Annotated in this window: 21 protein-coding genes and 1 tRNA gene; 18 read left to right on the top strand and 4 right to left on the bottom strand. The window is 46.4% G+C overall.

Going from position 1 to position 21,241, the window contains the following annotated elements; translation table 11 throughout:
* From rplT to BOQ04_RS02620, 8 genes are all read left to right on the top strand, one after another.
* Entirely contained in the window at positions 1–366 is a 366-nt protein-coding gene (rplT, locus tag BOQ04_RS02585; protein WP_076023226.1) for a 50S ribosomal protein L20, read from the top strand.
* Between the two features lie 17 nt (positions 367–383).
* Positions 384–1,430, top strand: coding sequence for a phenylalanine--tRNA ligase subunit alpha (pheS, locus tag BOQ04_RS02590; protein ID WP_076023227.1), 1,047 nt, complete (start codon positions 384–386; stop codon positions 1,428–1,430).
* A 23-nt stretch (positions 1,431–1,453) separates the two neighbouring features.
* Positions 1,454–3,913 (top strand): phenylalanine--tRNA ligase subunit beta, encoded by a 2,460-nt coding sequence (pheT, locus tag BOQ04_RS02595; protein WP_076023228.1) that lies wholly within the window; start codon positions 1,454–1,456, stop codon positions 3,911–3,913.
* A 62-nt stretch (positions 3,914–3,975) separates the two neighbouring features.
* Positions 3,976–4,299, top strand: coding sequence for an integration host factor subunit alpha (locus BOQ04_RS02600; protein WP_076023229.1), 324 nt, complete (start codon positions 3,976–3,978; stop codon positions 4,297–4,299).
* Complete coding sequence (locus BOQ04_RS02605; RefSeq protein WP_076023230.1) at positions 4,277–4,627, top strand: MerR family transcriptional regulator; 351 nt, start codon at positions 4,277–4,279, stop codon at positions 4,625–4,627. The genes BOQ04_RS02600 and BOQ04_RS02605 overlap by 23 nt, the downstream gene beginning before the upstream one ends.
* Positions 4,628–4,652: 25 nt before the next feature.
* Positions 4,653–4,729: transfer RNA gene (locus BOQ04_RS02610), tRNA-Pro, on the top strand.
* Positions 4,730–4,765: 36 nt separating this feature from the next.
* Positions 4,766–5,167, top strand: a complete 402-nt coding sequence (locus BOQ04_RS02615; protein WP_076023231.1) for a PaaI family thioesterase — start codon at positions 4,766–4,768, stop codon at positions 5,165–5,167.
* Between the two features lie 184 nt (positions 5,168–5,351).
* Positions 5,352–5,639, top strand: coding sequence for an H-NS histone family protein (locus BOQ04_RS02620; protein WP_076023232.1), 288 nt, complete (start codon positions 5,352–5,354; stop codon positions 5,637–5,639).
* 59 nt (positions 5,640–5,698) lie between these two features.
* On the opposite strand, the gene BOQ04_RS02625 is transcribed toward BOQ04_RS02620, so the two are convergent.
* Positions 5,699–6,400, bottom strand: a complete 702-nt coding sequence (locus BOQ04_RS02625; RefSeq protein WP_076023233.1) for a helix-turn-helix domain-containing protein — start codon at positions 6,398–6,400, stop codon at positions 5,699–5,701.
* 297 nt (positions 6,401–6,697) lie between these two features.
* Between BOQ04_RS02625 and BOQ04_RS02630 the strand changes: the two genes are divergently transcribed.
* The 9 genes from BOQ04_RS02630 (at position 6,698) to bamC (ending at position 18,129) form a co-directional block, all read left to right on the top strand.
* The gene (locus BOQ04_RS02630) at positions 6,698–9,553 is read left to right on the top strand and encodes a 2-oxoglutarate dehydrogenase E1 component (protein WP_076023234.1); all 2,856 of its coding nucleotides are present in this window, start codon (positions 6,698–6,700) and stop codon (positions 9,551–9,553) included.
* A gap of 41 nt (positions 9,554–9,594) precedes the next feature.
* Positions 9,595–10,803, top strand: a complete 1,209-nt coding sequence (gene odhB / locus BOQ04_RS02635; protein ID WP_076023235.1) for a 2-oxoglutarate dehydrogenase complex dihydrolipoyllysine-residue succinyltransferase — start codon at positions 9,595–9,597, stop codon at positions 10,801–10,803.
* 12 nt (positions 10,804–10,815) lie between these two features.
* Positions 10,816–12,252 (top strand): dihydrolipoyl dehydrogenase, encoded by a 1,437-nt coding sequence (gene lpdA / locus BOQ04_RS02640; protein ID WP_076023236.1) that lies wholly within the window; start codon positions 10,816–10,818, stop codon positions 12,250–12,252.
* Complete coding sequence (gene zapE / locus BOQ04_RS02645; protein WP_076023237.1) at positions 12,253–13,356, top strand: cell division protein ZapE; 1,104 nt, start codon at positions 12,253–12,255, stop codon at positions 13,354–13,356.
* 9 nt (positions 13,357–13,365) lie between these two features.
* Positions 13,366–14,214: a 3',5'-nucleoside bisphosphate phosphatase gene (locus BOQ04_RS02650; protein WP_076023238.1), complete on the top strand. Its 849-nt coding sequence runs from the start codon at positions 13,366–13,368 to the stop codon at positions 14,212–14,214.
* A gap of 36 nt (positions 14,215–14,250) precedes the next feature.
* Positions 14,251–15,453, top strand: a complete 1,203-nt coding sequence (locus BOQ04_RS02655; protein WP_076023239.1) for a tryptophan--tRNA ligase — start codon at positions 14,251–14,253, stop codon at positions 15,451–15,453.
* Between the two features lie 13 nt (positions 15,454–15,466).
* Positions 15,467–16,030 (top strand): class I SAM-dependent methyltransferase, encoded by a 564-nt coding sequence (locus BOQ04_RS02660; protein ID WP_076023418.1) that lies wholly within the window; start codon positions 15,467–15,469, stop codon positions 16,028–16,030.
* Between the two features lie 78 nt (positions 16,031–16,108).
* Positions 16,109–16,981 (top strand): 4-hydroxy-tetrahydrodipicolinate synthase, encoded by an 873-nt coding sequence (gene dapA, locus BOQ04_RS02665; protein ID WP_076023240.1) that lies wholly within the window; start codon positions 16,109–16,111, stop codon positions 16,979–16,981.
* A gap of 8 nt (positions 16,982–16,989) precedes the next feature.
* Entirely contained in the window at positions 16,990–18,129 is a 1,140-nt protein-coding gene (bamC, locus tag BOQ04_RS02670) for an outer membrane protein assembly factor BamC (protein WP_233126612.1), read from the top strand.
* A 94-nt stretch (positions 18,130–18,223) separates the two neighbouring features.
* Here bamC and BOQ04_RS02675 read toward each other — a convergent pair whose 3' ends face one another.
* Positions 18,224–18,406, bottom strand: coding sequence for a hypothetical protein (locus tag BOQ04_RS02675; RefSeq protein ID WP_076023242.1), 183 nt, complete (start codon positions 18,404–18,406; stop codon positions 18,224–18,226).
* A gap of 94 nt (positions 18,407–18,500) precedes the next feature.
* The gene (locus BOQ04_RS02680) at positions 18,501–19,766 is read right to left on the bottom strand and encodes a cupin domain-containing protein (protein ID WP_076023243.1); all 1,266 of its coding nucleotides are present in this window, start codon (positions 19,764–19,766) and stop codon (positions 18,501–18,503) included.
* A gap of 53 nt (positions 19,767–19,819) precedes the next feature.
* Between BOQ04_RS02680 and BOQ04_RS02685 the strand changes: the two genes are divergently transcribed.
* Positions 19,820–20,425 carry an FKBP-type peptidyl-prolyl cis-trans isomerase gene (locus BOQ04_RS02685; RefSeq protein WP_076023419.1) on the top strand — a complete coding sequence of 202 codons (606 nt, stop codon included), beginning with the start codon at positions 19,820–19,822 and terminating at the stop codon, positions 20,423–20,425.
* Positions 20,426–20,465: 40 nt separating this feature from the next.
* Here the strand turns inward: BOQ04_RS02685 and cysE are convergent, their stop codons facing one another.
* Positions 20,466–21,227, bottom strand: a complete 762-nt coding sequence (gene cysE / locus BOQ04_RS02690) for a serine O-acetyltransferase (protein ID WP_076023244.1) — start codon at positions 21,225–21,227, stop codon at positions 20,466–20,468.
* Positions 21,228–21,241: the final 14 nt, after the last annotated feature.

Consider the following 21,241-nt stretch of genomic DNA (forward strand, 5'->3'; position numbering starts at 1 on the left):
ATGCCAAGAGTCAAACGTGGGGTTACAGCAAGAGCCCGTCATAAGAAAATCACCGATGCCGCAACGGGTTATCGTGGACGTCGTAAAAACGTATTCCGTATTGCTAAGCAAGCGGTTATGCGTGCTGGTCAATATGCATACCGTGACCGTCGTAATAAGAAACGTGTATTTCGCGCTTTGTGGATTGCCCGTATCAACGCGGCAGTTCGTCAGCACGACCTAACCTATAGCGTATTCATGAATGGTATGAAGAAAGCATCGATCGAACTCGATCGTAAGGTGCTCTCCGATATGGCCATCAGAGACAAAGAGGCTTTTGCCGCTTTGGTTACTCGGATCAAATCCGTAGTAAGCGCTGCAGCTTAACTAATTAATAAGCTGCAATGGTTTCTCTCGACCAAATTGTCGAGGATGCTAAACGTGATTTCCTCGGGGCTGCCGATGCGGCAGCTCTTGAGGACGCGAAAGCCAAGTATCTCGGTAAATCAGGTGTTCTCACTGAGCGTCTAAAAGCGCTTGGTGGAATGTCGCCTGAAGAACGTAAGAGTGCTGGCGCCCAAATTAATCAAATTAAGAGTGCAGTAGAGACCGCTCTTAATGAGCGTCGCCAAGCTTTGGCTGATGCAGTTCTGCAGCAGCGCCTTGCTGCTGAATCAATCGATGTGTCATTGCCTGGTCGTGGACAAGCGGTAGGTAGCTTGCATCCGGTGATGCGTACCTGGGAGCGTGTAGAAGAAATCTTTCGCTCGATTGGTTTTGATGTTGCCGATGGCCCAGAAATTGAAACCGATTGGTTTAATTTCACAGCTTTAAATAGCCCCGAGAATCATCCTGCACGTTCTATGCAGGACACTTTTTATATCGATGGCAAGGATTCCAATGGGAAGCCTTTGCTATTACGAACACATACCAGCCCAATTCAGGTTCGTTATGCCAGTGAACATGTTAAAAAATATGCTCACGCCGACGTCATGCCACCAATTAAAGTGATTGCTCCAGGCAGAACATATCGCGTCGATAGCGATGCCACGCACTCCCCGATGTTCCATCAGGTTGAGGGTTTATGGATTGCTCAGAGTGTTTCATTTGCAGACCTCAAGGGTGTTTATACCGACTTCTTGAGAACATTCTTTGAAACCAATGAATTACAAGTGCGCTTCCGTCCATCGTACTTCCCATTTACTGAGCCTTCCGCTGAGATTGATATGGCCTTTGGTAGCGGTAAGTTGGCTGGACGTTGGTTAGAGATTTCTGGGGCAGGGCAAGTGCATCCGAATGTATTGCGCAATATGGGTATCGATCCTGAGCGATACACTGGTTTTGCTTTTGGTTCAGGTTTAGAGCGCCTCACTATGTTGCGTTATGGCGTTGATGATCTGCGCCTTTTCTTTGAAAACGATTTACGTTTCTTAGCGCAATTTCCTGCCTAAGTTGACCTTCACTTAGATAAGCTATGCAATTTTCTGAATCTTGGCTACGCCAATACGTTAACCCTGCTATCGATAGCGATGCCTTAGGTCATGCGATGACGATGGCTGGGCTTGAGGTAGAAGAGCAGCATTCAGTTGCACCGGCTTTTACGAATATCGTAGTGGCAGAAATTTTGTCTGCCGAACAACATCCAGATGCCGATCGCTTACGCGTATGCAAAGTGAATGCAGGTACTGGTCAGGAACTACAAATTGTATGTGGTGCACCGAATGCGCGCGCTGGCATCAAGATTCCCTGTGCCTTGGTTGGTGCTGTATTGCCTCCTGCAGAGGCCGGTGGCAAACCCTTTGTTATTAAGGTCGGAAAACTCCGTGGTGTAGAGAGTCAGGGTATGTTGTGCTCAGGTCGCGAGCTTGGTTTGGGTGATGACCATGAGGGCATATTGGAATTACCCTCGGTTGCCCCAGTTGGGCAAGATATTCGTCAGTATCTTGATCTAGATGACCAAATTTTTGTTATTAAATTAACACCCAATAAAGCCGATTGCCTTTCTTTAATGGGTATGGCTCGCGAGGTATCTGCGATTACTGGCGCTGCTTTATGCGCGCCTACTTGGACCGCTCCAGTGCCGTCCGTCACAGATAAGCTCAAAGTTTCTATTGAAGATAATCAGCTGTGCGGTCGTTTTGCTGGGCGAATTATTCTTGGCGTCAATCCGAAAGCGAAAACGCCAGAGGCAATCGTGCAGCGTTTAGCGCGCGCTGGCCAGAGAAGCATTTCTCCCTTGGTTGATTTATCCAATTACGTCATGCTGGAGATGGGGCAGCCTACCCATGTATTTGACATTAAGAAACTGTCCGGTGATCTTGTAGTGCGTTGGGCTAAAGTTGGCGAATCCCTTGAATTGTTAAATGGCCAGACTATTGCTTTGCAGGGTCCAGACTCTTCAGGAAAGATCCAAGATGCAGGCGTAGTCGCAGACCAGACTGGCCCTGTTGCCTTGGCTGGAATTATGGGTGGCAATCACTGTGCAGTAACAGACGATACCCAAGATATTTATGTGGAAGCGGCTTACTGGTTGCCATCAGCAATTCAAGGTCGTGCACGTCGTTTTAATTTCAGCACAGATGCAGCACATCGCTTTGAGCGCGGTGTTGATCCCCAAAATACAGCGAACTGTTTGGAATACCTTAGTGCATTGATTCTCCAGGTATGTGGTGGTCAAGCCGGCCCCGTGGATGATCAAGTGGTTAATGTGCCAGAGCGCAAGCCGGTAGCCATGCGTTTGGCTCGTGCCGTCAAAGTGATTGGGATTGCTCTGACAAACGAGATTGTTGCTGATGTATTTAAACGCCTAGGCTTTGAGTTCAAGCAAGAGGCGAACGACGTTTTTGTTGTCACACCACCAAGCTATCGTTTTGATATTGAGATCGAAGAAGATCTCATCGAAGAGGTGGCGCGCATGTATGGCTTTGAAAATATCCCTGATACGCCGCCGATCTCCTCTTTGAAAATGAGCGCTAAGCCAGAAGCAAGGCGTGGCATCCATTTATTACGTCAACGTTTGGCTTTACAAGGCTATCAAGAGGCAGTCAATTTTGGCTTTACCGATCTTGAGAGTGAGCAGCGCTTGACTGGTGCAACTGACAATGATTTGATTGCTGTTGTCAATCCGATTGCTAGTCAGTACGGTGTCATGCGCAGTAATCTTTGGGGTGGCCTGCTTAGCAATCTAAAAGCTAACTTGAATCGTGGCGCAGCACGCGTGCGTTTATTTGAAGCGGGGCGCGTATTTAAGCGCGATATCCATGTTCAAGAGGAGGCTGGAAAGGTAGCTGGTTTCTATCAGCCACAGCATATTGGCGGACTTGCATATGGATCATTTGTTCCCGAACAATGGGCAAGCGAAAACCGTTTGGTTGATTTCTTTGATGTCAAGGGTGATCTTGAGCGCGTTTTAGATCCCCTGCATTTCACTACTGAAGCTGCATTGCATGTGGCCTTGCATCCTGGTCGTAGCGCCCAAGTCCAATTAAAAACTGCTCAAGGCTTGGTGAGTATTGGTTGGATTGGAGAGCTGCATCCTGGATTACAGCAAGCTTATGAATTGCCCCAGGCCCCCGTTTTATTTGAGTTGGATCTAGAAGCGATTAGTCAATTGGGTTTGCCTCAACCAGAAGAATTGAGTAAGTTTCCTGCTGTTCAGCGTGATTTGGCGGTGGTTGTTAAGCAATCTGTTTCTGCTCAGTCCTTGCTCGATGCCATGAATGCAAGTAAGCAAGCCCTTATTCGTAAGATTGAGCTATTTGATGAGTTCAAACCAAAGGCTGGTTCGAGCTCTATGGCTGATGATGAGAAGAGCTTAGCATTTAGGGTTACATTATTAAATCCGCAAGAGACATTGCAGGATGCACAAATTGAACCGGTGATGAGCGCTTTATTGGCTGCGCTAGAAAAAAAATGTGCGGCTCGCCTGCGCTAGGTATAGTATTAATAAATATTTGAATTAATCGTTTTTCAAGAGACATTAAAAAGAGTGCGGCAATGACCCAATTAAACACAAACGATACGGTTACTAAAAACGAATTGTCTGAAGCCCTTTTCGATCAAGTTGGCTTAAATAAACGCGAAGCCAAGGATATGATTGATGCATTCTTTGATCGAATTGGACAGTCTTTGGAGTCTGGTGTAGAGGTCAAGATTTCTGGGTTTGGTAATTTTCAGTTGCGTAATAAATCAGCACGTCCTGGCCGCAATCCAAAGACGGGTGAGATGATTCCAATAGCTGCCCGTCGCGTAGTTACTTTTCATGCCAGCCAAAAGCTGAAGGATGTAGTGGAGTCCAATGCTAGAGAAAACGGAATTTGATGCTGGGTCGGGACTGTTAAGTTCACAGTTGCCGCCGATACCCGCAAAGCGCTACTTCACCATTGGCGAGGTAGCAGATTTATGCGGCGTACGTTCCCATGTTTTACGCTATTGGGAGCAAGAGTTTTCACAGCTCAGCCCACAAAAGCGCCGTGGTAACCGCCGCTACTATCAGCATCATGAGGTTGTTTTGATTCGCAAGATTCGCTCACTTCTTTATGAAGAGGGTTTTACGATCAGTGGCGCACGCAATCGATTGGATGAAGCGCGGGGCGAATTACGTTTGCGCGATGAGCTCCAAGCAGTTTTGCAGATTCTGTCTAAATAGTTACTGATACAATTTCGTCTTTCGTCGGGGCGTAGCGCAGCCTGGTAGCGTACTTGCATGGGGTGCAAGTGGTCGGAGGTTCAAATCCTCTCGCCCCGACCATTCTTCTTCATAATTTTGATAGCTTGCGGGTCTCCCATGTCAAATACCCATACTCCTACGGATTTCTTTGGTTTAAACATTCCCTTTCTGGATCACTTAGGCGTTATTCCTGAGCATGCCAAAGACGGTAAGTCGCGAATTAGCCTGGAGATTCGTCCCGAGTATGAGAATAGCTTTCATATTGCCCATGGTGGCGTCATCATGACACTCCTCGATTTTGCGATGGGTGCAGCTGCTCGTAGCACCACTTCTGAGGGATTTGGGGCTATGACAATCGATATGACTGTCAGTTTTATGCGTCCAAGCACTGGAAAAATTATTGTTGAGGGAAGTGTGCTCAAGGTCGGTAAAACTGTTAATTACTGTGAGGCAGTGGTATTAAATACCGCTGGCGAAATTACCGCTAAGGCAAGTGGTACCTTTATGCTGCGGAAATAATATTAATAATAAATATAATATTTATAATTATTATTAATAATGCTTCGATAGCATATTAAAATCTTATTATTTAAAAGGCTTATATTTAAATATAATATTGCCTATTTGTATATTATCTATATAATTCTTACTAGAATCAGATTATTCGATCTGGTTTAAAACATATTATTTGGAGAAATAAACCATGTCTTCTTATAAAGAGCTTTTGGCTCAACGTGAGCAATTAGATAAGCAAATTAAAGAAGCAGTGCTTCGCGAAAAAGCAGAGGGTATTGCAAAAGCAAAATTAATTATTGAAGAATACGACTTAACAGCGGCTGATCTGTTCAGTCGCAAGGCGGGTGGTGCACGTAGTCCTAGCGGTAAAGTGGCGCCAAAGTATCGCAACCCATCCACTGGTGAAACTTGGACTGGTCGCGGTAAGGCTCCCAAGTGGATTGAAGGCAGAGATCGCAACAGCTTTCTCATCTAACCCTCTGAATTAAAAGACTATAAGGCCGCCTCAATAGCTGAGGCGGTTTTTTTATTTCCTTAATGGCACTTTTTAGCCAGGGCCTGTATAAAAATCGGCTCTAAGAGCTCATGTCTGTTTTGTAGGTTCAAACTTGCATCCGCCTCAGAATCAGTCGCTGGATAGCCAATAATCAGTGGATTTTGGCTGATTAAACCGTTTTCGAGATCTTCCTTGATCTGTGCCGGTCGTTCTAGAGGAATTCCATAGGAGTTTTGATCTGCCAAGCTGATCACACCAGGGTGTAGTTTGATAAAACCTTCATCTACCAAAATAGGAATGCGCTGTGTATCCTTGTTTTTGCTCAAATAATGTATCAGATGGACTTGTTCTACCGGTGGAATCAATGCATCTAAAAAGATAAGATCTGGGGCTATAGAAACAGCTGTCATTAATCCCTCCAGGCTATCTACCGCGATTTCCATTTCAACCTTCAATTGCCAGAATTGAATTGACTCCATTAATTCATGACTATTTTCAATCCGCCTAAATATCCCCATTGCAATACATTTTTGAGTGGTCTTTTGGCGCATCGCACGTTTTCTTCTCTGCAGTTGTTGTTCTAGCGAGCTGACTAGAATCCGGCGGTGGCCGCCCCTGGTTTTCCAGGCGATTAATTCACCTAATTCAACCATTTTTTGGACTGTTCCTAGGGAAACTTGAAGTACTTTGGCACTTTGACGCGTACTGAGATATTCCAAGTCCGGGGTAATTGCTTTCATATGTTCTTAATCCCATTTATTTGTTTGAAGATTTAGAGAATAAAAACCATATTCATTTGAATCTGTCAGGAGGCGATTAAAAGGAAGTAGGAAAGCTCTTATTAATTGTTTTCCTTGGTACTTTCCCCGATTTGGTAAAAAATCAGGGAAAGCCCTTTAGGGTAGGGTGGTTACTCGTGTTAAATTACTGCTGTAGTACCAGTAATTGCACAGAGCAATCCGCCAAACGGTAGAGCCGCATAACGGATGGTTATAACCACAGTTTTTATTCGGGAAACCCGATGAAAGGTGAGCATCATGATGCAGGACCAAAGAGATAACTCCTATCTCTTCGGCGGAAACGCCCCTTACGTAGAAGAACTCTACGAATCCTATTTGCTTGATCCAACTTCCGTAGAGGATCATTGGCGAGCCTATTTTGATAATGTGAAACAAGTTCCGGCGGCAGATGGTTCTTCTAGAACAGATATTGCCCATGGACCGATTGTTGCCTCTTTCGCTGAGCGCGCTAAGCAGGGTCCTATCCGAACTGTTTCAGATTCAGCTGACTCTGAAATGGGGCGCAAGCGCGTTGCCGTTCAGCAGCTGATTGCTGCATACCGAAATGTTGGAAACCGCTGGGCTGATATTGATCCGTTAAAACGCACTGAGCGTCCGGACATCCCTGAATTGAATCCTGCTTTTTATGGCTTTACTGATGGCGATATGGATATCGTCTTCAACACTAGCAATACCTTTTTTGGCAAAACGCAAATGCCCTTACGCGAATTATTGCAGGCGTTGCGAGAGACCTATTGCGGCACCATTGGTGTTGAGTACATGTTTATTGCTGACCAGAAAATTAAAAAATGGTGGCAAGAAAAATTAGAGTCGATTCGCTCAACTCCTAAATTTAATGTCGAAGAAAAGCGTCAGATTTTAGATCGCGTAACTGCGGCAGAAGGTCTTGAGCGCTATCTTCAAGCGAAATACGTTGGTCAAAAGCGTTTCTCACTTGAGGGTGGCGAAAGCTTTATTGCCTGTATGGATGAATTGATCCGTGAGGCTGGCTCTAAAGGTGTTCAAGAAATTGTGATTGGCATGGCCCATCGTGGTCGTCTGAATGTTCTGGTAAATACCTTGGGCAAAATGCCGACCGACTTATTTGCTGAGTTTGAACATAAAGGCCCTGAAACATTACCTGCCGGTGACGTTAAATATCACCAAGGTTTCTCGAGCGACATTTCAACTCCCGCTGGCCCAGTGCATTTATCCTTGGCGTTTAACCCCTCCCATCTAGAAATCGTGAACCCAGTAGTGGAAGGTTCAGCACGTGCCCGTATGGAGCGCCGTGGCGATATGTTGGGTGAGCAAGTTCTGCCTGTATTGGTCCATGGAGATGCGGCTATTGCTGGTCAAGGTGTAATGCAAGAAACACTAGCAATGTCTGAGGTTCGTGGTTACTCCACTGGCGGTACGGTGCACATCGTCATTAATAACCAGATTGGCTTTACAACTTCTGATCCTCGCGATTTGCGTTCAAGCTTGTATTGCACTGACATCATGAAAGTAGTTGATGCGCCCGTGCTACACGTCAATGGAGATGATCCAGAGGCAGTTGTTTTGGCAACTAAATTGGCAGTTGAGTTCCGTACTCAATTCCATAAAGACGTTGCGATCGATATTGTTTGTTTCCGTAAATTGGGTCACAACGAGCAAGATACGCCTGCGATGACGCAGCCCTTGATGTATAAAATTATTGCTGCTCATCCTGGTACGCGTAAGGTCTATGCGGATAAATTAGAGGCGCAAGGTGTGTTGCCTGTTGGTACTGGTGACCTCATGGTCAAAGAGTATCGCGCTGCAATGGATGCCGGTAAACAAACCTCTGATCCTGTGCTGAGTAATTTCAAGGGTAAGTTTGCAGTCGATTGGAGTCCCTTCCTCAATAAGAAGTGGACCGACGAAGCTGATACTGCTATTCCTTTGGCGGAGTGGAAGCGTTTAGCCGAGAAGATTTCTACCATTCCTGAAGACTTCAAGGTACACCCGCTAGTTGAGAAGGTCTACAAAGATCGCGCAGCGATGGGTCGCGGTGAGATAAATATTGATTGGGGTATGGGCGAGCACATGGCTTTTGCCTCTTTGGTAGCCAGCGGTTATCCGGTGCGCTTGTCTGGAGAGGATAGTGGACGCGGCACCTTTACCCACCGTCACGCTGTTTTGCACAATCAGAACCGTGAGAAATGGGATTCTGGTACTTACATGCCATTGCGTCATGTAGCTAAAGATCAAGCCCCATTCCTTGTGATTGATTCCATCCTCTCAGAAGAGGCGGTATTGGGCTTTGAATACGGTTATGCGGCAGCAGAACCAAACACTTTGACTATTTGGGAAGCGCAGTTTGGCGACTTTGCTAACGGCGCTCAAGTGGTGATCGACCAATTTATCGCATCTGGTGAGGTGAAGTGGGGTCGCGCTAACGGTTTGGTGATGATGTTGCCACACGGCTATGAAGGTCAGGGTCCTGAGCACTCATCAGCACGCCTAGAGCGTTTCATGCAGCTCTGTGCTGACACCAATATGCAGGTGATTCAGCCTACAACCGCAGCGCAGATCTTTCACGTATTGCGTCGTCAAATGATTCGTCAGTTCCGCAAACCGCTGATCTTGATGACACCAAAATCTCTATTGCGCAATAAAGAAGCCGCTTCACCATTATCTGAATTTACCAAAGGCGGCTTCCAAACGATTCTGCCTGAACGTGATGAATCGATTGATGGCAAGCAAGTGACTCGTTTAATTATGTGCTCTGGTAAGGTTTACTACGATTTGGTCAAGGCACGCACCGATAAGAAGATTGCCGATGTTGCGATTATTCGCTTAGAACAGTTGTATCCATTCCCGCATAAGGCATTGGCTGCTGAGTTGAAAAAATATCCTAAATTGGAAGAGGTGATTTGGTGTCAGGATGAGCCACAAAACCAAGGGGCGTGGTTCTTTGTCCAGCATAATATTTTGGAGAATATGGCCGACGGTATGAAGTTGGCTTATGCCGGCCGTCCTGCTTCTGCATCTCCTGCTTGCGGATATGCACATCTTCACCAAGAACAACAAAAATCATTACTCAATGCAGCATTTGCCAAACTGAAAGGTTATGTGATCACGAAATAATCGTCGACATAACCAATATAAATACATAGATAGGATTAATCATGGCCATATTCGAAGTTAAAGTACCCCAACTCTCTGAGTCTGTAGCGGAAGCTACCTTGTTACAGTGGAAAAAAAAGGTAGGTGATGCCGTTGCTCAGGACGAAATCTTGGTGGAAATCGAAACCGACAAAGTAGTGCTTGAAGTGCCTGCGCCATCCGCCGGTGTAATTACAGAACTGGTAGTTGCTGATGGTGGCACGGTAGTAGCAGATGAGCTGATTGCAAAAATTGATAGTACCGCCGTTGCAGCCGCAGCTCCTGCGGCAGCCGTACCAGTGCCAGCTCCTGCGGCGGCACCAGCGCCTGCCAAGTCAGCTGCTCCTGCAGCTCAATCTAGTGCGGCCGCAGCTCCATCTGCTGCTAAGTTGATGGCGGAGAATAATTTAAGCGCAAACCAGGTTGCTGGTTCTGGTCGAGATGGCCGCATTACAAAAGGCGATGCCTTGAATGCGGTTGCTGGAGCTTCTAAATCAGCACCTGTAGCAACTGCACCAATTCCAATGAGCGATCGTCCAGAAGAGCGCGTACCCATGAGTCGTTTACGCGCTCGTATTGCAGAGCGCTTGCTTGAGTCACAAGCAAACAATGCGATTTTGACAACTTTTAATGAAGTCAATATGGCGCCGGTGATTGCAATGCGCAATAAATACAAAGATCAATTTGAGAAGGTCCATGGCGTTAAATTGGGCTTCATGTCTTTCTTTGTCAAAGCGGCTACACATGCTTTGAAAAAATTCCCGCTTCTCAATGCTTCTGTTGATGGCAATGACATCATCTACCACGGTTACTTTGATATTGGCATTGCCGTGAGTTCACCACGTGGTTTAGTGGTGCCCATCTTGCGTGATGTAGACCAAATGAATTTAGCTGATATTGAGAAAAAGATTGCTGAGTTTGGCGTCAAAGCTCGTGAAGGTAAGTTGACGATTGAAGAGTTGACTGGCGGTACATTCTCTATCTCCAATGGAGGGGTATTTGGCTCAATGCTTTCTACTCCAATCATTAATCCACCCCAATCAGCAATCTTGGGCATTCATGCCACTAAAGAGCGTGCAGTTGTCGAAAATGGTCAGATTGTGATTCGTCCAATTAATTACTTGGCGCTTTCTTATGATCATCGAATCATCGATGGTCGCGAGGCAGTTTTAGGTTTGGTAGCCATGAAGGATGCCTTAGAAGATCCTTCACGTCTTCTCCTTGATTTGTAAGAAGGGAAGATCATGAGCCAAGCTTTTGATGTACTCGTTATTGGTGGCGGCCCTGGCGGCTATATCGCTGCAATTCGTGCAGCGCAACTCGGATTTAAAGTTGCCTGTGCAGAATCTAATGCCTATGATGATCCAAAAGGGGAGCCGCGCCTAGGTGGCACCTGCTTGAATGTCGGCTGCATTCCTTCTAAGGCTTTATTAGCATCTTCGGAAGAGTTTGAAAAGATTGCACACCATGCCGCTGACCACGGAATTAAAGTGGGTGCTGTGAGTATCGATTCGAAGAAAATGATTTCTCGAAAAGATGACATCGTGACTAAGATGACCGGCGGTATTCAGTTTTTATTCCGCAAGAATAAAATTACGTTATTAAAAGGCCACGCTTCTTTCGAGGGCAAAACGGCTGATGGCTATCAAGTGAAGATTGATGGCAAGGATAAAGAAACTGTCACTACAAAAAATGTGATTATTGCTACTGGCTCTAAAGCACGTCATTTGCCAGGTATTGCTGTTGATAATGTATTGATCTGCGATAACGAGGGTGCCCTCAAGTTTGATTCGGTACCTAAGAAGTTGGGTGTGATTGGTGCCGGCGTCATCGGCTTGGAATTAGGTTCTGTGTGGCGTCGCGTGGGCTCTGATGTGACTATTTTGGAAGCAATGCCATCTTTCTTGGGTGCTTGTGATCAAGGCATTGCTAAAGAAGCGCAAAAGTTACTGAGCAAACAAGGCCTCAACATCAGCACTGGCGTCAAGATTGGTGAAGTAAAAGCTGACAAGAAGGGTGTAGTAGTGAACTACACCGATGCTACTGGAAAGGCCAGTAAGTTGGAATGTGATCGTTTGATCGTTTCCGTTGGACGGGTGCCAAATACCGAAAATCTTGGACTAGACAAGATTGGTTTGAAAGTCGATGAGCGTGGCTTTATTCCTATTGATGATCATACTTGTGCTACAGCTGCGCCGGGTGTGTATGCAGTTGGTGATGTTGTGCGCGGACCCATGTTGGCACACAAAGCTGAAGATGAAGGTGTCTTAGTTGCTGAAGTGATCGCTGGTCAAAAACCCCATATCGATTACAACTGTATTCCATGGGTGATCTACACCGATCCAGAAATTGCTTGGGTTGGTAAAACTGAAGAACAACTCAAGGCTGAAGGCCGCGCTTATAAGCCAGGCCAGTTCCCATTTGCTGCCAATGGCCGTGCATTGGGCATGGGTCGTGCCGATGGTTTTGTTAAGGTCTTGGCTGATGCGAATACCGATGAAATCTTGGGTGTTCATATTATTGGTGCTAATGCATCCGATTTGATTGCTGAAGCTGCGGTTGCAATGGAATTTAAAGCGGCTGCTGAAGATATTGCACGTATCTGTCATCCGCATCCAAGTCTGTCTGAAGTAGTTCGTGAGGCAGCTTTGGCGACAGATAAACGCGCATTAAACATGTAATTGAAGGCTTTAGAGTATTACCATCAAGAGTTAAAGGCGCGCGGGTATCACACAGATCCCGCGCAGCTTGCTGCTATCGAACGTTTGCAAGTCTGTGAAGACGAGTGGATTGCTTATAAAGAAATCCGCAGCAATAGGCTAAAAAAGAAACTCTTTAAACCTAAACTTCCTCGCGGTTTATATTTATGGGGCGGGGTAGGGCGCGGCAAATCTTTTTTAATGGATTGCTTTTTTGCTGCATCCCCATTAGAAAAAAAGATACGCATTCATTTTCATGAGTTCATGCGTGAAGTTCATCGTGAGCTACATGAGTTATCTGGTTTGGCCGACCCCTTAAACGAGCTTGCCTTACGCATTTCAAAACGCTATCGTTTGATTTGTTTTGATGAATTTCATATCAACGATATTGCGGATGCCATGATTTTGTATCGCTTGCTTAGCGCCTTGTTTGCTGATCGAGTGCAGTTTGTCATGACATCTAACTATCGCCCCGATCAACTCTATCCAAATGGCTTGCATCGTGATCGCCTTTTGCCTGCCATCAAGCTGCTAGAAGAACAGCTTGATATTTTGAATGTAGATGCTGGCAATGACTATCGTCGTGTACAGATGGCGCAAGTGGAGGCCTACCTAGCTCCTTTAAATGCGCAATCCGATGCCCGTTTATTGGAGATGTTTCACGCCTTAATTGGTAACCAGCAAGAGCCTTCTAATCCCAGTTTAAATATTGAATCGCGCGAATTAAAGCCTTTGCACATGGTTGATGGGGTAGTGTGGTTTGACTTTAATACGCTGTGTTGTGGTCCGCGCTCTCAAAACGACTACCTCGAGATTGCAAAGCGCTTTCATACAGTTATTTTGTCTGGGGTGCCCTATATGCCTCCCAGGATGACCAATGAGGCACGGCGCTTTATCTGGCTGATTGACGTTTTATATGACCATAAGGTCAAATTAATCATTTCCGCCGAAGTCGATGCCCCCGAGCTATATACAGAGGGTCAAATTACGGCTGAATTCTCCAGAACTGTCTCCCGCTTGATAGAAATGCAGTCTCGAGACTACTTGGATGCTCCGCGTCGGGTAATTGACACCAGCTTGACCTAAAATAGGCCAATGATCAGTAATTTAAGCCTCAATGCCGATTTGCATTGCCACTCGGTCGTTTCTGACGGGACTTTAACTCCCGAAGAATTGGCTCAGCGCGCCTATGCCAATGGTGTGCGCTTGTGGGCTTTAACTGATCATGATGAGCTAGGCGGACAAAAGCGTGCCTCAGATGCCGCCAAAGCCCTTGGAATGAAGTATCTGGGTGGCGTTGAAATTTCAGTGACTTGGATGGGGCAAACGATCCATATCGTTGGGCTTGGAATTGATCCAGACAATACCGGCTTAGTGGAAGGCCTGCGTCAAACGAGAAATGGTCGCGGAAATCGCGCCAAGCTCATGGCTGAGCAATTGCTCAAGGCCGGAATACCAGACGCCTATGAGGGCGCACTCCATTTTGCCGGTAACCATGATTTGATTTCGAGAACCCACTTTGCGCGTTTTTTGGTGGAGCAGGGTATCTGCAAAAATACTGAACAGGTATTTAAAAATTATTTAGTCGAAGATAAGCCCGGTTATGTGCCGCATATGTGGGCCAAGCTTGAAGATGCTCTTGCTTGGATCAAGGCGGCAGGCGGAGTAGCGGTGATTGCCCACCCCGGTAGATATTCCTTTAATGCAATGCAGATGGAGCAGTTATTCATCCGCTTTAAGGAGCTGGGTGGACTGGGTATAGAGGTGATTACTGGTAGTCATAGCCCCGATCAATATAAAACATACGGCAAAATAGCCCAGCAATATGGCTTCCTAGCCTCGCGTGGGTCTGATTTTCATGATCCAAATGAAAGCCATATTGATTTGGGTGTATTGCCTTTGCTCCCAGATAACCTGACCCCGATTTGGTCTGTATTGCATTAACCTATTTCCCCATTACAACAAAGAATAAAGATAAAGATGTTTGCTGAACGTGTACTCTCAGGCATGCGACCAACTGGTAGCCTGCACCTTGGTCATTACCATGGTGTTTTGAAGAATTGGGTCAAGCTACAAAATGAATATCCTTGCTTCTTTTTTGTCGCTGATTGGCATGCATTAACCACCCATTACGAAACACCCGATGTGATAGAGCAGTCGGTATGGGATATGGTGGTTGATTGGTTGGCTGCCGGAGTTGATCCCAATCAGGCCACTTTATTTATTCAAAGTAAGGTGCCTGAGCATGCAGAACTATTTCTCTTGCTTTCGATGGGTACACCACTGGGTTGGTTAGAGCGCGTACCTACTTACAAAGATCAGATTGAGAAGCTCAAAGAAAAAGATTTGCAGACTTATGGTTTCCTGGGGTACCCATTACTGCAAGCTGCCGATATCTTGATTTATCGAGCGCAATTTGTCCCTGTGGGCGAAGACCAGGTGCCTCATGTTGAAATGACACGTGAAGTCGCGCGCCGCTTTAACTATCTATACGGTCGTGAGCCTGGTTTTGAAGAAAAGGCCTTGGAGGCTGTGAAGAAGCTGGGTAGTAAGCGCGCCAAAATGTACGCTGAATTAAGAGTAGCCTTCCAAGAGCGGGGCGATGATGAGGCCTTAGAGCAAGCAAAAGCCTTGCTGCAAGAGGCGCAAAGTTTGTCGATGGCTGATCGTGAACGCTTATTTGGCTTCTTAGAAGGTGCTCGCAAAATTATTCTGCCTGAGCCACAAGCATTGCTGACTACAGCATCGCGCATGCCTGGAATAGACGGGCAAAAAATGTCCAAGTCCTATGGCAACACCATTAGTATTCGCCAGAAGCCGGAGGATGTCATCAAGTCTATCCGCACGATGCCAACTGATCCGGCGCGTGTTCGTAGAACTGATCCAGGTGATCCTGCTCGTTGCCCAGTGTGGCAGCTACATACGGTGTATTCGAATGATGAGACTAAGCAATGGGTTCAGAAAGAATGTCAATCAGCAGGTATTGGTTGTCTAGAGTGTAAGCAGCCCGTGATTGATGCCATCTTGCTCGAGCAGCAACCGATGTTTGAGCGTGCACAAAAGTATTTGGATGACCCTAGCTTGCTCCGCTCCATCATTGCTGATGGTTGCGACAAGGCGCGAAAAGTGGCGCAAGAAACCATGCGCGAAGTTCGCGAGGCAATGGGTCTGGCGTACGACTAAGAGCTTGCCAGTCTTGAGTCATCCGCATGATTCGTTAAGCCTCCCATCTAATTGGGTAAGGCGTTATGCGCCGTTCATCCCTAAAAATGGTTTGGTTTTAGATCTTGCCTGTGGATCAGGCCGGCATACTACTTTTTTAGCTCAGTTGGGTTATCAAGTAATGGCGGTTGATCAAGATATCAACACAATCTCACAAAATCACTTGCCTACAGTGACTGCTAGGGCGATGAACTTAGAGGGTGAAGATTGGCCGCTCGATGGTGAGCGTTTTTCTGGGATTGTGGTGACTAACTACCTGTACCGCCCTTATTTGGATCGCTTGCCAGAAATGCTCGAGGGGGGAGGGGTTTTGATTTATGAAACCTTTGCTCAGGGAAATGCCCAATTTGGTAAACCCTCAAACCCGAATTTTTTGCTTAAACCCGGTGAATTATTGGCTTTTGCGCTCAATCAAGGCCTAAAAGTGCTCGCTTATGAGGATATTTATGAAGAAGTGCCTAAACCCGCCATGGTTCAACGGATTTGCACCGTAAAAGGCGAGCAAAAAGGGCGCATTCCGTTACAATTTCATGGTTAATACAGGTACGGATTCGGTATAAGTTCAGTGACAAATACAGCACACTCTAAAGGTAGTAAAAATCCCATAGCTGGGAGTATGCCAGCCATTGTTACTCCCATGTTTGAGGACGGCAGTCTTGATTTCGATGGCCTGCGCGGTCTCTTGGACTGGCACGTAGCCGAAGGCACTGATGGCATTGTGATTGTTGGCACAAGCGGTGAATCACCGACTGTCTCCGTTCAAGAGCACTGTGAACTGATTCGTGTAACGGTTGAACATATTGCTGGACGCATTCCGGTAATTGCCGGCACTGGTGGAAACTCTACCCAAGAAGCGATTGAGTTAACGAAGTTTGCTAAAAATGTTGGCGCTGACGCCAGTCTTCAAGTGGTGCCTTACTACAACAAGCCTACACAAGAGGGTATGTACGCCCACTTCAAAAAAATTGCTGAGGCTGTCGATCTACCTGTGATTTTATATAACGTACCAGGGCGAACTGTTGCTGATTTAGCCGGCGATACAGTGGTTCGATTGGCCGATGTGCCTGGAATCATTGGTATTAAAGATGCTACTGGAAGTCTTGAGCGTGGCACACTCTTAATTGCCGATCTGAAGCGTGCAGGGCACAGCGATTTTTCTGTATTTTCAGGTGATGATTTAACTGCAGCAATGCTGATGTTGATGGGTGGTAAGGGAAATATTTCTGTCACTGCCAATATTGCCCCACGCTTAATGCATGAGCTTTGTGTTGCCGCCATGTCTGACGATGTTGTCAAAACTCGCGCGATTCAATATCAGCTATTGGCGGTGCATAAAGCCATGTTTACCGAAGCCAATCCAATTCCAGTGAAGTGGGCCCTACATGAAATGGGCAAAATTACTGCTGGTATTCGTTTGCCATTAACCCCTTTGAGCGTCTCTTTGCGAGAGCCTCTGAAAACTGCAATGAAACAGGCCGGCTTACTATGAACCAAATGATGCAATTTTTTCGTCGACACTCTATATCTCTTTGCGCAATTGCGATTACTGCTGCAAGTGTAGTTGGCTGCAAATCAGTCACAACGAATGACACGGTTGATTACAAAAATACAGGCGCTGTGCGCGGACCTAATTTATCTTATCCACCTGATTTAATTACAGCACAAGCAGATCGTCGCTATATTGTTCAGGATGGTAGTGCGACCATGTCTGAATACTCTGCTGCTGTTAAGAAGACTGCGCAAATGAAAACCAATGTCTTAACCGGTATTCCGGGTATGCACATTGAGCGTGATGGAGAAAGACGTTGGTTGGTAGTTGAAAGGCCCGCGACTGAGCTCTATCCGCAAGTAAAGGATTTTTGGCAAGAGAATGGTTTCCTACTGGTGGTGGATTCACCTTCAACTGGCATCATGGAAACCGATTGGGCTGAAAACCGCGCAAAGATTGCTCAAGACTGGATTCGCTCGACTGTTGGTGGAGCTTTAGATTCAATATTTGATACTGGTGAGCGTGATAAATATAAAACCCGTTTGGAAGTGGTTAAGCCAAATGAAACAGAGATTTATATCACCCAAAAAGGCGCAATTGAAAAGTGCGTTACCGATACAACCGGTGCCTGTATCTCAACTATCTGGACAGCTCGCCCCAATGATCCTGAGCTAGAAGCAGCTTTCCTGGCTCGCTTGATGGAGCGCTTGGGTATGACGCAAGAACAAGCGAAGGCAATGGCCTCTAAACCGCTTCCAGCAAAGCTTGCTAAGGCAAAGTTGGTTCAAGAGGGTGCGAATACTGCACATATTGATTTGAGCTCTGGCTTTGATCGCGCTTGGAGAGATGTGGGTCTCGCACTTGATCGATCTAGCTTTACTGTTGAAGATCGTGATCGCTCGACTGGAACATATTATGTGCGTTATGTAAATTCAAAAGATCTTGGTGAATCCAAGGGAGGCTTCTTCTCGAACCTCTTTAGTAGCAAAGACGACTCTAATTTAAAAGCCAAGAAATATCGTGTTGTAGTTAAAGCAAATGGCGATGCTGCTTCAACCATCATTGTTCAGGATGCAGATGGTGGTCCTGAAAATACCCCGGCTGGCCTGCAGTTGTTGACGCTGTTAACGGAGCAACTTTCTCGATAGGGGAAGTTGTTTTTTCTGCCTAATACTTATAGATAAGAAACGGCAGGCAATAAAAAAGCCGCTTTGCAGCGGCTTTTTCTCTTCAAGAAGAAGATTACTTGCCAGCAGCAGGCATAGCAGCAGGAGCAGCAGGAGCAGCAGCAGCTGGAGCTTCAGCAGCAGGAGCAGCAGCAGGTGCAGCAGGAGCAGCGGCTTCAGCAGGTTTAGCTTCTTCTTTTTTACCGCAAGCGGCCAAAGCAATAGCGAACAATGCTACGAGTACGAGTGACTTCTTCATTTGTAATTTCCTCTTAAAAAAAATTAACACCAATTACCGGTAATTGTTGTTGGAATTAACACGGGGAAACTCCCTAGGTGTTTTCCAGTATTTATTATAGCCATGTCTTTGCTTGATCTTCAAAAATGAGCCAGCCTGCCATATAGGCCTCAAAAAGACTACCCCCATCTTTCGGCTTTAGTATTTTGCTCAAGGTTTTACTGGGGTCGAGCGCTTTATCCTTCGATAGTGCGCGCCATGCGGCTTGGATTTCCACCGCCTGATCTTGGGTGACCACGTCCCCATTGCAATAAACCTGAGTTCCTATCGAAAGAATTCGGGTTTGAGGGTGTATCTTGAGCACCTTTTTTTCTAGATTGCGTGCAAATTGACTAGCAGTCAGGCAATGGGTGGGTCCATCAAAAAAGGCCCGAGGCTTGGGTTCGCTTAAATATGAGGCAATTCCAGGTAAAAACGTCTCGATTTGGTCTAATTTGAGACTGGCCAAACTACCCTGAAGCTGCTTGATCATCTGCTCTGGAACTTGCTCTGGATGCAGGCAAGCCTCTTGCTTGGGATCGCTATAGAGGCTAGCAAGCTCAGGAACGTCATCAAAGGATTCGGCAAGACGCCACAAGCCTTCGCGTAGCAATTCTCGATAAGTGGGGGCTCTAAAGCCTATCGACCAAGTTTGACAACCGCTATCGAGTGCAATGCCATCATGGGCAATGTGAGGGGGTAGGTAAAGCATGTCACCTGGCTCTAGAACCCACTCTTGATCATGCTTAAATTTCTGCAAAATCTTGAGCGGTAGATTGGGGTTTAGAGATAAATCTTCTTGGGCGGAAATGCGCCACTGGCGGCGTCCAGCCATCTGAATGAGAAAGACGTCATAAGAGTCAAAATGTGGGCCCACACCACCTCCAAGGCCTGCAATACTAATCATCAGATCATCTAAGCGAGCGTCTGGAATAAAGCGGAACCAAGAGAGGATATTGGCTGCCGCAGGGTGATGGGCTTCCATACCCTGAAGTAAGAGCGTCCAATTTTGATCTTTCAGACTTGGAATAGCCCTTTTTTTCAGTGGGCCCTCGGTCAAGCTCCAGGGTTTTGACTTAATTAATCTGGTTTCTGCCATTTCTTGACCGGCAAGCGCAAAGAGTGTATCGGCTGAAATGGGGCTCGATAAGGCAATCTTCTCTTCTTTAGCCATTGCAAATGCAGGAATAGCCTGTCGAACCAGTAATGGCTTTTTATGCCAATAGGTTTTCATGAACTGCTGTGGACTGATTTTTCCCAATAAGGCCCATGGCTCATCCAGGGGAAGGTCTTTGGGGGCATGCGGGGGTTCGTATGGCTTGCTCAAGTAAAATGAGGTCATAAAGTAAAAGCAATATTAAGATTGATTAAAAACGAATGTCTGAAGAATTCCGCATGAAGATTGAAAAAAATACCATCGTATCCTTACGTTATAAGTTAACCGATGCACAAAATAATGTCATCGAAGAACCTGATACCCCGATGGTATACCTGCACGGTGGTTACGAAGGTACTTTTCCTAAAATTGAATCCTTGTTGGATGGTCAGGATGTTGGCTATGAAGCGAGTATTCAGCTTGAACCTAGTGAAGCCTTTGGTGAGTATGATCCCGAGTTATTAAAAATCGAACCGCGTGTGCGCTTCCCCGAGCCTTTAGAAGTGGGCATGCAATTTGAGGGCGTTCCAGAAGCTGATGAGGAAGATGTTGAGCATGCGGCCGTTGATAGCGATGAGGACGAAGAGCCCTTAATTTATACCGTTACGGATGTAGCTGATAACCAGGTGGTGCTGGATGGCAATCATCCACTAGCAGGCATGGCACTGCGTTTTTGGGTTCAGGTGGAGGATGTGCGCGCCGCAACGGATGATGAGATTGAAAATCGCCATCCTGAGGGCGGCGATAGTTTTAGCTTTGGCATGCCCATTGAGGGTGACGATGGTGATGAGGATGACTTCTTAGGTGACGAACCTGAGAATCCCAGTTCACACACCTTGCATTAAAAACCTCAAGCGTGTATTGGTACGCTTTTTTATTTCCGACTTACTCTTTGAGCCATTCCTTGAGGGCGCCCAGATCACGCTTGGCATCGCTAGATTCGCCGCTGGGCTGGGCTGGACTATCACTCAATTTGGCAAGTGCTTGCTCTAAAGCATGTATTTTTGCCTCTTGTTCCAGGCTAATATCAATTAAGCCCTTGAGCGCCATTGAAACAGGATCATCAATGTTTGGGGTGATGCCATAGGCTGAAAAATATTCCTTTGCTTTGCTATCGACGCTTTGAGGCAAATCAGGATGAAGAATGCGTGCTGGAATGCCAACAGCGGTTGCGCCCGCCGGAATTTCTTTCAGGACAACTGCGTTGGAGCCAACACGTGCTCCATCACCTACCGTAAAGCCGCCCAAAACTTTAGCGCCCGCACTGACAACCACGCCTTTACCAAGTGTGGGGTGACGTTTGATGCCTTTATAAAGCGAGGTGCCACCCAGCGTGACGCCTTGGTAAATGGTGCAATCATCACCAATTTCTGTAGTCTCACCAATCACAATCCCAAGTCCGTGATCCAAAAAAACTCGACGCCCGATTTTTGCTCCCGGATGAATTTCAATACCAGTCAGAAAACGTGCCAACAAAGAGAGTAGGCGCGCCAACCACTTGAGTCCTAGATTCCATAAGCCATGGGAAACACGATGAATCCACACTGCATGTAAACCGGGGTAGCACGTGATCACCTCAAGGCGATTTCTGGCTGCTGGGTCGCGAACAATGATGGAGTCGACTTGATCGAAAAGGGAATTAAACATGGGTTAATTTTAAC

It is taken from the genome of Polynucleobacter sphagniphilus, assembly GCF_001953355.1.
GTDB classification, from domain to species: Bacteria; Pseudomonadota; Gammaproteobacteria; order Burkholderiales; family Burkholderiaceae; genus Polynucleobacter; species Polynucleobacter sphagniphilus.

Coding starts and splice junctions, on each gene's coding strand:
- rplT (WP_076023226.1), top strand. CDS start 1: ATGCCAAGAGTCAAACGTGGGGTTACAGCAAGAGCCCGTCATAAGAAA.
- pheS (WP_076023227.1), top strand. CDS start 384: ATGGTTTCTCTCGACCAAATTGTCGAGGATGCTAAACGTGATTTCCTC.
- pheT (WP_076023228.1), top strand. CDS start 1,454: ATGCAATTTTCTGAATCTTGGCTACGCCAATACGTTAACCCTGCTATC.
- BOQ04_RS02600 (WP_076023229.1), top strand. CDS start 3,976: ATGACCCAATTAAACACAAACGATACGGTTACTAAAAACGAATTGTCT.
- BOQ04_RS02605 (WP_076023230.1), top strand. CDS start 4,277: ATGCTAGAGAAAACGGAATTTGATGCTGGGTCGGGACTGTTAAGTTCA.
- BOQ04_RS02615 (WP_076023231.1), top strand. CDS start 4,766: ATGTCAAATACCCATACTCCTACGGATTTCTTTGGTTTAAACATTCCC.
- BOQ04_RS02620 (WP_076023232.1), top strand. CDS start 5,352: ATGTCTTCTTATAAAGAGCTTTTGGCTCAACGTGAGCAATTAGATAAG.
- BOQ04_RS02625 (WP_076023233.1), bottom strand. CDS start 6,400: ATGAAAGCAATTACCCCGGACTTGGAATATCTCAGTACGCGTCAAAGT.
- BOQ04_RS02630 (WP_076023234.1), top strand. CDS start 6,698: ATGATGCAGGACCAAAGAGATAACTCCTATCTCTTCGGCGGAAACGCC.
- odhB (WP_076023235.1), top strand. CDS start 9,595: ATGGCCATATTCGAAGTTAAAGTACCCCAACTCTCTGAGTCTGTAGCG.
- lpdA (WP_076023236.1), top strand. CDS start 10,816: ATGAGCCAAGCTTTTGATGTACTCGTTATTGGTGGCGGCCCTGGCGGC.
- BOQ04_RS02650 (WP_076023238.1), top strand. CDS start 13,366: ATGATCAGTAATTTAAGCCTCAATGCCGATTTGCATTGCCACTCGGTC.
- BOQ04_RS02655 (WP_076023239.1), top strand. CDS start 14,251: ATGTTTGCTGAACGTGTACTCTCAGGCATGCGACCAACTGGTAGCCTG.
- dapA (WP_076023240.1), top strand. CDS start 16,109: ATGCCAGCCATTGTTACTCCCATGTTTGAGGACGGCAGTCTTGATTTC.
- bamC (WP_233126612.1), top strand. CDS start 16,990: ATGCAATTTTTTCGTCGACACTCTATATCTCTTTGCGCAATTGCGATT.
- BOQ04_RS02675 (WP_076023242.1), bottom strand. CDS start 18,406: ATGAAGAAGTCACTCGTACTCGTAGCATTGTTCGCTATTGCTTTGGCC.
- BOQ04_RS02680 (WP_076023243.1), bottom strand. CDS start 19,766: ATGACCTCATTTTACTTGAGCAAGCCATACGAACCCCCGCATGCCCCC.
- BOQ04_RS02685 (WP_076023419.1), top strand. CDS start 19,820: ATGAAGATTGAAAAAAATACCATCGTATCCTTACGTTATAAGTTAACC.
- cysE (WP_076023244.1), bottom strand. CDS start 21,227: ATGTTTAATTCCCTTTTCGATCAAGTCGACTCCATCATTGTTCGCGAC.